Here is a 12,733-nt window from a genome sequence, read left to right on the forward strand (position 1 = left end):
ATAGCGGTTCTAAAAACAAAAGGAGTGTGAAATACTATGCTTTTATTAAGAGTTTTTATCTTACTGCTTCCTCTTTTTCTTTTATTTCTCTTCATTGAAAAGTTATTGAGGAAGCGGCTTGGGATCGAAAAGAGGGGAGGTTTAATATATACGCATGTGAATAAGCTTCATAAAATTGGAGAAAGAGTACTAATGGTTGTATTCCTTTTGGTTCTTATATCCTTAGCAGGAAGACCAAATTTTCCGATTCATCCAGGGGGTTTAGTATTTGTTTATTTTTTTGTTTTATTCAGTTTTCGAACTTTTATGGAATGGAAATATCTTAAAACTTCAAAAGAGTACATTTTAAGTAGTATAACAGTAGTTATGTATATTACACTATTTTTAATACTTAGTCACCCCAGTGTAAGTAGGTTTTTGCTTAAGTAGTATAGATACATGATTGAAAATTTAAATATACAGGATTTGTGGTTTTACTGAAAACCATGGGCTCTACATTTAATAATTGCACAACTCAAGTTATTTTATAAGTTGCAATAAAACTTTTACAGCTTAGTGTCAGATAGCGGAGTCATGGGGACGGTTCATCTGGTACGTATGTTTTTATGTGCCAGTGTCCCCGTGGCGTAGCGAATGTAACGTATTTACTACAACTTATATTATATAAAAACATGTACTAGAAACCTAATACTGTAGTTTTTGCAGTTAGACTTGATTAGAAAAAAATTATCACTTATGAAAAATTTAACAAAAAGACATGATTATGGAGGCTAATCGAATATGTACAGAAAAAAGCAGCTAAGTGTATTACTAGTTCTTTCTATGATTCTAATGTTATTGGTTGGATGTGGTGGAATAGATGAAAGTAGTAATTTGCAAGAGACAACAGGAGTACAAGTAGATCAAGAAGTTATTATGTTAGATGGAGAAGGTTTAGAAGCTCACTTCATTGATGTGGGTCAGGGAAATGCTACCTTTATAGTAGGTCCAGAAGGTCAGACGATGCTCCATGACGCTGGGGGAGATGGAGATGTAGGTAGGATTGTTGTTGATTACATAAAGGGTCTAGGTCATGAGAAAATTGATGTAGCAGTATTTACCCATCCCCATGCAGATCATATCAATGGGGCACCTACTGTTTTTAGAGAACTAGAAGTAGGTGCAGTATACTATCCTAAGGTAACCCATACCACAAGAACCTTTGAAAATTTTGTAGAGGCAGTTGAGAAGGCAGGATTGAAATTTAAAACAGCTAAAGCAGGTGTAAAAATCCCTTTTGGGAATGTGGATGCAGTGTTGGTGGCCCCCATATCTGATACTTATGATAATCTCAACGATTATAGTGCAGTGGTTAAAGTCACTTGGGGAAATACCTCTTTGTTACTAACAGGAGATGTGGAAAATGCTTCAGAGGAAGAAATGGTGGCCAGTGACGAGAACTTGAATGTAGATGTATTACTAATTCCTCATCATGGATCTAATTCCTCCAGTACACAGGCGTTTTTAGATAAAACAAACCCTCGCTATGGCATCATTTCTTCAGGAAGAGACAATAAGTACGGTCATCCCCATAGAGAAGTGGTGGAACGCTTGAGAGAAAACAATATAGCTTTTTATAATACGGCGGAAACTGGAACGATTGTTGTAATTTTAGATGGTGAAGAAGTAGGAATTTATCTAGCAGAGGGTACTCAAATAGGTGGGACACTGACAGAAAAAAAGATGGAAGTTAATGAGGAAAAAGCAGTTGACGAAGAGACCGAAGAAGCCATAGGAAAAAGTATGGAAAATGTTATAGAAGACTTAGACGTGGAGGCTTTTATAAACGATCCTACACCAAGCCAAAATGCTAGAGTAACCGTGACAGTACAGGTGACATCTAAGGGTCATCCAGTACCTAACGCAGAGGTAAAATTACTGAATCATTTTAAATCTACAACTACACCTTATGAAGGAGTAACAGATGAAGAAGGTATAGTTGAAATATCTTATAGCATCGGTAGAGCCAGTATTGGGTATGAGGTAAAGGTAGAGGCTACTGCAAAGAAGGGTGATATAGAAGCTGCTACAACAACTTCATTTACCCCACAGTAGGGAGGAGGATATAAAAATGATGATATTAGACCGTTTTGAAGGAGATTATGGTGTTATTGAAATAGATGGAAAAATGCTGGATGTAAAAAAAGAATTTATAGATTCAAAGGTAAAAGAAGGCGATGTCCTACTTCTAAAGGAAGGGATATACTATAGGGATGATAAAGCTACTAAAAAAAGAAAGAAAGAGATTAAGGATAGATTTCAACATATGTGGGAGGATTAGAAAGTAGGAAAAAAGACCGATTGTTCGGTCTTTTTTTTGTGGTAGATACTAGCTTCTTAGATATAACACTAGAAGGCTAAATACTTGGTATTTCATCGAATTTTAAATATATGTATGAGGGTAAATAGCCTCTAGAGTAAATAGTTGTACAAAACATATAACTATTTGGTCTTTTTTAGTATATAGAGAACATGTTAAAAAAGTGTTAAAGCCGTTAAAATTATATTAAGAGTTGTACTTATTTAATATAAACTGTAAAATGATAAGTAGACATAATGTGATATGCAATTGGATTATTGAACTTTGTGGAAGTAGGAAAACGCTATCTATGACAAATCCTTCACTATTGTTTGGTTTTCCTATAACTAGGTCTTCATTGATCCAATGTACAGTAGTTTAGTATTGTTTATTCAAGAGAAACCAACAAATTTTTAAAAAAATCATAAAATTAAAATTTATAAAAAGCAAGGGGGGACGTAGAAGTTTTATCTTAAAAGGCATAGTTAAAAAACCAGTAAGGAGAAATATTCATCAAGGAGGAAAACAATGAAATTTAAAAAATATTCGGAGCTAATTTTTGGAATTTTTATTTTAGCATTTGGAATGTTTTATTTTATACTGACAACACAGTTGCCACGTAAAGCAGCAATAGATGCTACCTTCATCCCATATATATTAGTTGTATTTATGGGGGTGTTGGGGATTTTACAGCTGATAGCAGGAATCAAAGCAAGCAAAAACTTTAGTGAGAAAAGCTATGTGCCAGAAAACCTGGATTATTTGACAGTAATAAAAATTATAGCACTTATTGTTATATATATCGCTTTATTAGAACCAATAGGTTTTTTAATTTGCACAGCAGTATTTTTAGTTTTCGGATTTAGTCTGTTAGCACCAGCTGGAGAAAAAAAGAATTATGTGCAGTACATGGTGATTGCTGTGATTGCTTCAGCAGTAATTTACTTTTCATTTAGAAACGGATTAAATCTTATGTTACCAGAAGGCATACTGAGGTTAGGGAGGTAGATGACGTGGCAGATATTTTACAGGCAGCGCAGGCGGTATTTGCTTTACAAACTTTAATTTTTATTATCATTGGGGTTGCTGTAGGCATTGTATTTGGAGCAGTGCCAGGCCTTACAGCGGTTATGGCAGTAGCCTTGTTTATACCAGTTACCTATGGCATGTCTCCGGGAGTAGCTATTTCTATTCTTATGGCACTTTATATAGGAGCTACCTCAGGAGGACTTATTTCAGCAATTTTACTAAAAATTCCTGGAACACCAAGTTCCGTTGCAACCTGTTTTGATGGACATCCTATGCTGGACAAAGGAGAAGGACCAAAGGCACTAGGTGTTGGTATCGTATTCTCATTTTTAGGTACAATTGTAAGTGTTTTTGCATTAATGCTAATAGCTCCAAAACTAGCTAGCATAGCTATTAGATTTGGACCTCATGAATATTTCGCTATTGCTGTGTTTTCTTTAACACTAATTGCTACACTGTCTTGTAGGTCAATGGTAAAAGGTGTTTTTGCAGGGGTAATAGGCTTTGTATTTGCAACAGTAGGGATTGCACCTGTTGATGCAACCATCCGATATACCTTTGGAACAACACAGCTTAAGGCAGGATTTACAACACTTACTGTATTGATAGGATTGTTTGCTATCTCAGAAGTTATTAAAACTGCTGAAAAAGCAAAACAAAGAGAATCAATGAAAGTTGCTCAAGTCAGCATGAAAAAGATTAAAGGCTTTGGATTTTCCCTAAAGGAATTTAAAGATCAGATACCAAATGGAATTTTATCAGCAATTGTAGGTATAGCAATAGGGATTTTACCGGGAATTGGCTCAGGAACCTCCAATATTGTTGCCTATACCGTATCCAAGAAGAGATCAAAGCGTGGAGAGTTATATGGAACTGGTGTTATTGATGGTATTGTTGCCTCAGAAACCTCTAACAATGCAGGTATAGGAGGAGCCTTGATTCCACTTATGACCCTAGGTATACCAGGAGATGCAGTTACAGCAATACTATTGGGTGGATTTATGATCCACGGTATTCAACCAGGACCACTACTTTTTGTGAACAACTCTGTATTAGTCTATACGATTTTTATCGCAATGTTTGTAGCATCAATTGCAATGCTTATTCTTGAGTTTTATGGGTTAAGAATATTTACAAGATTGTTGAATGTACCAAAACATCTGTTATTACCAATCATTTTTGTACTATGTGTAGTGGGAGCCTTTGGAATTAACAGTCGTGTATTTGATGTTTGGACCATTATAGTATTTGGTCTTTTGGGCTATATGTTCTATAAATTTGATGTACCAAATGCACCATTTATCATGGGCTTTATTCTAGGACCAATGGCAGAAACAAACTTTAGAAGAGGACTTATGCTTTCAAATGGTGAATTTAGTGGGTTTATTTCAAATCCTATATCAGGAATATTTCTTATGTTAGCAGTAGGATCTATTTTATGGACAGGTATTAGTAGTTATCTACAGAGAAAAAAACAGATGTGTGTAGACAACTTAAGTTAATCTCTTTAGAAAGATAAGGAAAGAAGCAATAGAAGTATGTAGATGTGAGGGGATGAAACGATGAAGACGCAAGGAACACCAATTGTAACAGACATGAAAGTAATACCAGTTGCAGGATATGACAGTGCACTCTTAACCTTAAGTGGCTGTCATGGACCCTTCTTCACCCGTAATATCGTAATTTTAACCGATAACTCCGGTAACGTGGGTCTAGGGGAGGTTCATGGAGGAGATGATATTACGAAAGCATTAGAAGACTATAAACCATTTGTTGTAGGACAAGAGATTGGCAACTACAAAAACATTATTAATGTTCTAAGAAATGGTAATAGTACTGCTGACGATAGTGGCGAAGGACTACAGGGGCTAGATCTGAAAAATTTAAAATTCGTTGTACATGCAGAAACAGCGGTGGAATGTGCTCTGTTGGACTTATTAGGACAGTTTATGAACCTACCAGTGGCAGCCCTACTGGGAGATGGTATGCAGAGGGATAAAATATTGATATTAGGTTATTTATTCTATATTGCAGATAAAAATAAGATCAATTTACCTTATTTGGATGAGAGCAATAGTTCAGATAGATGGTTTAGAACTAGAAGAAATGTTGCCCTGACACCAGAAGCTATTGTAGAGCAAGCCCATGCTGCAAAAGAGCGATATGGTTTTAAAGATTTTAAACTAAAGGCTGGGGTTTTAGAAGGTGAAAAAGAGATTGATGCTATTGTAGCTTTATCAAAAGCTTTTCCGGATGCTCGTATCAATATAGATCCTAATGCAGCTTGGTCATTAAAAGAAGCAATTAACTTATGTAAAGGGCTTAAGGGAGTATTATCCTATGCAGAAGATCCATGTGGTCCAGAAAAAGGATACTCCGGTAGAGAAATTATGTCGGAATTTAAAATGGCAACAGGATTACAGACAGCAACCAATATGATAGCAACTGACTGGAGACAATTCCATCATTGTATCGTATCAAAAGCTGTAGATATACCTTTAGCAGATCCCCACTTTTGGACCATGAGTGGTTCTGTAAGAGTAGCACAAGTATGCAATGACTGGGGAATGACATGGGGCTCCCATTCAAACAATCATTTTGATATTTCCTTAGCAATATTTGCTCATTGTGCAGCAGCAGCACCAGGAGAAATTACAGCAATGGATACCCATTGGATTTGGCAGGATGGTCAATATCTAACGAAAGAACCAATGGAGATTAAAGGTGGATATCTGGCTATGCCAAAGAAACCAGGTTTAGGACTTGAACTTGATATGGATAAAGTCATGAAGGCTAATGAGTTGTACAAGAAATTAGATTCAGGGGATAGAAATGATGCCATAGCAATGCAGCATCTTATCCCTAACTGGAAATTTGATAGTAAAAAGCCTTGTTTAGTTAGGTAGTTAAAAGGTGATTTATTGTATTCTCTAAAAAGAATACTTAAATAAAGTGTAATGCAAGCTAAAAAAAACAATCATAAAAAGGAGAGAGAAACCATGAAGAAAAAATTAATGTTATTATTGGCATTTGTTGTATTGGTAGGATCTTTAGCAGCATGTGCACCAAAGGAAACACCTGCCCCAGCTCCAAATGGAGGAACAGATACATCAGGTGATGGATATCAATGGCCAGTTAGAACAATAGAAGTAATCGTACCTGCTAGTGCTGGAGGAGATACAGACTTTAATGCTCGTACTATGGCGAAATATTTTGAAAAAGCTACAGGTGTAACAATGGTAATCACCAATATGACTGGTGGTGGAGGAACAATAGCATCATCTCATGTTAAAGAAGCAAGAAATGATGGAAGCATTATGTTCTTCGGACACACAGGACAATTGCTTGTGAATCAGGTATCTGGTCTTGCAGATTATGGTATAGACGAATTCGAAATCGTTTCAATCCCAGCTGTTGATAAGAGCACAGTTTTCGTTGTAAGTGGTAAGTCAGGTATCACTTCAGTTGCTGAACTTGCTGAAGCATCAAAGACAAAGCCAATCGTTTATGGCTCAGAGCTAGGTGGATACACACACCTTCAAGGACTTATCTTCGGAGATTTAACTGGAACAAATCTAAATGTTGTTGACGTTGGACCTGCTGCTGAGAAGATCACAAACCTTTTAGGCGGAAGAATAGACCTTATGTCAATTGCCTATGGAGCAGTACAAGATTATGTGACAACTGGAGATATGGTCGTGATCGGACAAGTAAGTGAAACACGTAATGAGTTACTAGGAGATATCCCTACAATTACAGAGCAAGGATATGACTTTGCAATGGATAAACCTTATATTGCAGCTTATCCTAAAGGAACAGATGCTGCGTTAGTTGCTGAAGTAGCTAAGGTTATGGAGGAAATAGGAAAAGATCCTAACTATGCCAAAGAACTTGAAGACACTTATAAGCAACCTGTGACTTACTTCAATAGCAAAGATGCAGTTGAACTTTTAAGTAAGCTTCTTGAAGATTATATGAAATACGCTGACTTATTACAATAAGGCAGGCTGATATGACTAAATAATTGAATGAGTATAAAAGATACTGGCTACCTACAATCAAAACTCCTATAGAGGAAAATAGATGAAGGATATGTAGCCAGTATTTTTATAAGACTAACAAGAAAATCATAAGCGTTAACTTAATACAATTGTTTCCACAATTCTGTTGAACTGTCATCCTGAGCGTAGCGAAGGATCTTGGGATAAGGAAGAGATGACAAATTATGGTTTAAGTTAACGCTAATGAGAAGAAAATAAGAATACTACACTTGATAGAAAGTAGGCGAATATTATGGGAAATGAAAAGAATCAAAAACCATTACTAATTAAGGTTCATCCCATAGATAATGTAGAAATTGTGGTGAATGAAGAGGGGATAGCAGCAGGTACGATTATTGCTGATGACCTTACGGCTACTGAAGACATTCCACAGAGTCATAAAATAGCTTTAATAGACTTTAAAGCAGGAGATGAAATCGTTAGATATGGTGAAGTGATAGGTTATGCAAAGGAGGACATTCTCAAGGGAAGCTGGATTGATGAACATAAGGTAAAGCTACCTCAAGCACCAGTATTAGAAGAACTTCCAGTAGCTACTAAGGTACCAGCTCCAATGCTGCCATTAGAGGGATATACTTTTTTAGGGTATCGTAATCCCAATGGAAGTGTAGGGACAAAAAACATGTTAGGAATAACAACAAGTGTACAGTGCGTTGAAGGTGTACTAAATATTGCAGTAAACAAAATTAAAAAAGAGTTACTGCCTAATTATCCAAATGTCGATGGTGTTGTACCCATCAATCATGCTTATGGATGTGGCGTAGCTATTCATGCACCGGAGGCAATAATACCTATCAGAACTTTAAGAAACCTTGCTATGCATCCTAATTTTGGTGGAGAGCTATTGGTAGTGGGACTTGGCTGTGAAAAACTTCTTCCAGATAAATTATTTCCCGATATTAAGGAAGAAAATGTGATCACCCTCCAAGAAGAGATGGGTTTTGAAGCTATGATTGAAAGAATCCTTGAAAAAGCCAAAGAAGGATTAGAACGTTTAAATCAAAGAAGTAGAGAAGTATGTCCTGCTTCAGAGCTTGTAATAGGTCTACAGTGCGGGGGGAGTGACGCATTCTCAGGTGTTACATCAAACCCAGCGGTTGGGTATGCAGCAGATTTACTGGTAAGAGCAGGAGCTAGCGTTATTTTTTCAGAGGTTTCAGAAGTCAGAGACGGGGTACATCTTTTAACTCCGAGGGCTATTAATGAAGAGGTGGGGCAAAAGTTAAAGGATGAGATGGCCTGGTATGATAATTATTTAGACGCAGGATGTGTGGATAGGGATGCAAACCCATCCCCAGGCAACAAAGAGGGTGGATTAGCCAATATTGTAGAAAAGTCTTTGGGATCTATTGCAAAGTCAGGAAGTAGTGCTATTGTAGATGTTTTATCTCCTGGTGAAAAAGTAGAGAAAAAAGGGTTAATCTATGCAGCTACTCCTGCAAGTGATTTTGTATGTGGAACCTGTCAATTGGCTTCAGGAATTACTTTGCAAGTGTTTACTTCAGGCAGAGGAACTACTTATGGCTTAGCCATGGCACCAGTAATTAAGGTTTCAAGTCGCACAGTGTTAGCAAACAAATGGAAGGATCTAATAGATGTAGATGCAGGAAAAATCGCCACAGGAGAAGCAACGATAGAAGATGTTGGTCAAGAAATTTTTGAACTGATCCTTGAAATTGCCAGCGGTAAGAAAAAGGCTTGGGCAGATTATTGGGGTATTGAAAATGCTTTATGCTTATTTAATCCGGCACCAGTGACCTAATGTTAGATAGAAGTAAGTGCAAGAGATTCACAGATAAAGATTGAAAATTCATTAGACTTATCTGATTTTCTATAGATCACCTAGTATTGTATACAAAGCACAAATATACTTCTCAGTTTAATACAGAGGAAACATGGTCAACAGACGCTTAGTGTTTTAGAATATAAGTAAGATAAATGATAAGAACAGATGCATATATTTACCCATAAGGAGGCTAAAAATGCTAAAAATAGAAGATTTAAAAGGAGTTATGCCCCCCATTGTTACACCAGTTGATGCACAAGAAAATGTTGATGAACAAGGGCTTAAAAATGTTATAGATTATGTTTTAGATGGAGGTGTGCACGGGGTTTTCGTGCTTGGAAGCAACGGTGAGTTCTATGCTTTGGATTTTGAAAATCAGAAAAAAGCTGTAGAAATCACAGTAAACCATGTGAATGGAAGGGTTCCAGTGTTTGCAGGAGCAAGTGCTATTACAACAAAAGAGTGTATAAAACTGGCTCAGATGGCAGAAGAGGCAGGGGCAGATGCACTAACGGTGTTGACACCAATGTTTATTAAGCCTAACGAGAAAGAATTATATAATCATTTTGAAGCAATTGCAAAGTCTACAAAACTTCCTGTCCTTCTATATAATAATCCAGATAAGACAACAAACAACATCTCGGTTTCATTATTAGAAAAACTAGCAAAAATTGATAATATTGTAGGGATTAAAAATACTTCTTTTGACTTTGCTCAGACAATTGAATATATACGAGTTACAAAGGATATCCCAAACTTTAAAGTTCTTAGTGGTTCTGATTATCTTATTTATGGTACCCTAGCGTATGGTGGAGCAGGTTGTGTTGCAGGGACAGCAAACGTAGCTCCGAAGCTGGTGGTGGAGATCTACGACAAGTATATGGCAGGCGATTATGAAGGAGCTATGGAGGCACAATATAAGTTAATTCCATTGAGAAATGCTTATAGCTACGGAAGCTTCCCTGTTGTAATGAAGGATTGCATGAACTTAATCGGTGTAAAGGTAGGGGACCCAGTAAAGCCAATTGAACATTGTACAGAAGAAAAATTAGAGGAACTGAAAAAAATTCTTAGAGATTTAGATTTGATAAAGTAGCTATAAAAGCAAACAACATGACAATTATAATAGAAATAATATAAAGAAAAGGGAGACGATGAAAATGAAAATAGGATTTATAGGACTTGGAATTATGGGAAAGCCTATGGCAAAAAACTTAGTAAAAGCTGGATACCAGTTAGTGGTATTAGATTTAAATAAACCAGCAGTAGAAGAGTTAAAGGCATTAGGAGCAGAAGTAGGAACATCTAATGCAGATATAGCAAGTAAATGTGAGGTAATTATTACCATGTTGCCTAATTCACCTCAGGTAAAACAAGTAGTCTTAGGAGAAAATGGGGTGATTGAAGGAGCAAAACCTGGAACCGTTGTAATCGATATGAGCTCTATTGCTCCTTTAGCTAGTCGAGAAATCTATGCAGCTTTAGAAGAAAAAGAAATTCATCTGTTGGATGCTCCAGTAAGTGGTGGAGAGCCAAAAGCGATAGAGGGTACACTGGCAGTGATGGTAGGAGGTAAAAAAGAAGTTTTTGATAAATACTATGATGTTATGAAGGTGATGGCTGCTTCTGTAGTATATGTTGGGGAGAGCGGTGCAGGAAATGTTGCAAAGCTTTGTAACCAAGTAGTAGTGGCTCTTAACATTTCAGCTGTTTCAGAGGCGTTAATCCTTGCTAAAAAAGCAGGTGTTGATCCAGATTTAGTCTATCAAGCAATAAGAGGCGGCTTAGCAGGAAGCACTGTGATGGAAGCAAAGGCACCAATGATCATGGATAGAAACTTTCAACCAGGCTTTAGAATTGATCTTCACATAAAAGATTTAAACAATGTCCTTGAAACTTCCCATGGTGTAGGTGTTCCACTGCCACTGACTGCCCAAGTAATGGAGATTATGCAAGCTATTAAGGTTGATGGTTGTGGTGTAGAGGATCATGCAAGTATAGTGAAATACTATGAAAAATTAGCAAACATTGAAGTAACTCGTTAATATAACTTTATGAATATAAAGACAAGGAGATTATTAATATGGGAAACACACCTAAAGTAGTGGAAATGCAGGTTATTCCAGTAGCAGGTAGAGACAGCATGTTATTAAACCTAAGTGGTGCCCATGCACCGTACTTTACTAGAAATATCGTCATTATGACGGATAGCAGCGGCAATACTGGAATTGGAGAAGTTCCAGGTGGAGAAAAAATCCGTCAAACCTTAGAGGATACTAAAGAATATATTCTTGGGCAATCTATCGGAAATTATAAAAACATCATGAATGTAGTTCGTAAAGTCTTTAGTGATCGAGACGCTGAAGGTCGTGGTCTGCAAACCTTTGACCTTAGAACAACCATTCATGTAGTAACGGCTATTGAAGCTGCACTATTAGATCTACTTGGTAAACACTTAGAAGTTCCTGTAGCAGCTTTATTAGGGGATGGGCAACAAAGAGATGCAGTAAAAGTATTAGGATATTTATTCTATATTGCTAATCCAGATAAGACAGATCTTCCTTACTATAGGAATCCAAATGCTGAAAATCAGTGGTACAAGATTCGTCATGAAGAGGCTATGACACCAGAGGCTATCGTAAGTTTAGCAGAAGCATCCCAAGAGCTGTACGGATTTAAAGATTTTAAACTTAAAGGTGGAGTATTAGAGGGTTCTGAAGAAATAAAGGCAATCAAAGCTTTAAAGAAGAGATTTCCTGAGGCAAGAATTACTTTAGATCCTAATGGAGGATGGTTGTTGAAGGATGCCATTGAGCTATGTAAGGATATGCATGGAATTTTGAGTTATTGTGAAGATCCATGTGGTGCAGAGGATGGTTTTTCAGGTCGTGAGGTATTAGCAGAGTTTAGAAAAGCTACTGGCCTTCCCACAGCAACCAATATGATCGCAACAGACTGGAGACAAATGCAACATTCAGTAGCATTACAATCTGTAGATATTCCATTGGCAGACCCCCATTTTTGGACTATGTCGGGGTCAGTTAGAGTAGGGCAAATGTGTAATGAATTTGGATTAACTTGGGGTTCCCACTCAAATAATCATTTTGATATATCGTTAGCTATGTTTACCCATGTAGCAGCAGCTGTACCTGGTAAGGTTACTGCAATAGACACCCACTGGATATGGCAGGAGGGAACTGAAAGACTAACAAAAGAACCTATGCTGATTAGAGATGGACATATTCAAATACCAAACAAACCAGGATTAGGTATTGAAATTGATATGGAACAGGTAAAAGAAGCAAATGAATTATATTTAAAAGAAGGCCTGGGTGCTAGGGATGATGCAATAGCTATGCAATATTTAATTCCAGGTTGGAAATTTGATAACAAAAAACCTTGTTTAGTACGGTAATCAATAAAAGCACAAGTCATCTAATGTTAGGTGGCTTGTGTTTTAAAATATTTAATTAATTTACACACTTAAAGCAGATAGCATTGACAAACAATCGTATTCTC

The 12,733-nt window shown here is 36.8% G+C and carries 10 protein-coding genes and 1 pseudogene; all 11 read left to right on the forward strand.

The features are described from left to right. Nucleotides 1-36: 36 nt before the first annotated feature. The 11 genes and pseudogenes from CACET_RS21290 (at nucleotide 37) to gudD (ending at nucleotide 12,629) form a co-directional block, all read left to right on the forward strand. Nucleotides 37-429: a DUF4181 domain-containing protein gene (locus CACET_RS21290; protein WP_052661495.1), complete on the forward strand. Its 393-nt coding sequence runs from the start codon at nucleotides 37-39 to the stop codon at nucleotides 427-429. Nucleotides 430-780: 351 nt separating this feature from the next. Beyond that, nucleotides 781-2,094: a ComEC/Rec2 family competence protein gene (locus CACET_RS05580; protein ID WP_082058243.1), complete on the forward strand. Its 1,314-nt coding sequence runs from the start codon at nucleotides 781-783 to the stop codon at nucleotides 2,092-2,094. Between the two features lie 16 nt (nucleotides 2,095-2,110). Further along, complete coding sequence (locus CACET_RS05585; RefSeq protein ID WP_052661494.1) at nucleotides 2,111-2,320, forward strand: DUF3006 domain-containing protein; 210 nt, start codon at nucleotides 2,111-2,113, stop codon at nucleotides 2,318-2,320. A 546-nt stretch (nucleotides 2,321-2,866) separates the two neighbouring features. Then, complete coding sequence (locus tag CACET_RS05590) at nucleotides 2,867-3,346, forward strand: tripartite tricarboxylate transporter TctB family protein (RefSeq protein WP_044825450.1); 480 nt, start codon at nucleotides 2,867-2,869, stop codon at nucleotides 3,344-3,346. Between the two features lie 5 nt (nucleotides 3,347-3,351). Next, nucleotides 3,352-4,869: a tripartite tricarboxylate transporter permease gene (locus CACET_RS05595; RefSeq protein WP_044825449.1), complete on the forward strand. Its 1,518-nt coding sequence runs from the start codon at nucleotides 3,352-3,354 to the stop codon at nucleotides 4,867-4,869. A 60-nt stretch (nucleotides 4,870-4,929) separates the two neighbouring features. Then, a complete protein-coding gene (locus CACET_RS05600) occupies nucleotides 4,930-6,273 on the forward strand; it encodes an enolase C-terminal domain-like protein (RefSeq protein WP_044825448.1) in 1,344 nt (447 codons plus the stop codon). A 93-nt stretch (nucleotides 6,274-6,366) separates the two neighbouring features. Continuing rightward, nucleotides 6,367-7,368: a tripartite tricarboxylate transporter substrate binding protein gene (locus CACET_RS05605; RefSeq protein ID WP_082058242.1), complete on the forward strand. Its 1,002-nt coding sequence runs from the start codon at nucleotides 6,367-6,369 to the stop codon at nucleotides 7,366-7,368. Between the two features lie 292 nt (nucleotides 7,369-7,660). Continuing rightward, complete coding sequence (gene garD / locus CACET_RS05610) at nucleotides 7,661-9,190, forward strand: galactarate dehydratase (protein WP_044825447.1); 1,530 nt, start codon at nucleotides 7,661-7,663, stop codon at nucleotides 9,188-9,190. A gap of 220 nt (nucleotides 9,191-9,410) precedes the next feature. Next, a complete protein-coding gene (gene dapA, locus CACET_RS05615; RefSeq protein ID WP_044825446.1) occupies nucleotides 9,411-10,310 on the forward strand; it encodes a 4-hydroxy-tetrahydrodipicolinate synthase in 900 nt (299 codons plus the stop codon). Nucleotides 10,311-10,335: 25 nt separating this feature from the next. Next, nucleotides 10,336-11,259, forward strand: a pseudogene (gene garR / locus CACET_RS05620) (2-hydroxy-3-oxopropionate reductase); the annotation flags it as partial. 38 nt (nucleotides 11,260-11,297) lie between these two features. Then, nucleotides 11,298-12,629 (forward strand): glucarate dehydratase, encoded by a 1,332-nt coding sequence (gene gudD / locus CACET_RS05625; RefSeq protein ID WP_044825444.1) that lies wholly within the window; start codon nucleotides 11,298-11,300, stop codon nucleotides 12,627-12,629. Nucleotides 12,630-12,733: the final 104 nt, after the last annotated feature.

It is taken from the genome of Clostridium aceticum, from assembly GCF_001042715.1.
Classification (GTDB): Bacteria; Bacillota; Clostridia; order Peptostreptococcales; family Natronincolaceae; genus Andreesenella; species Andreesenella acetica.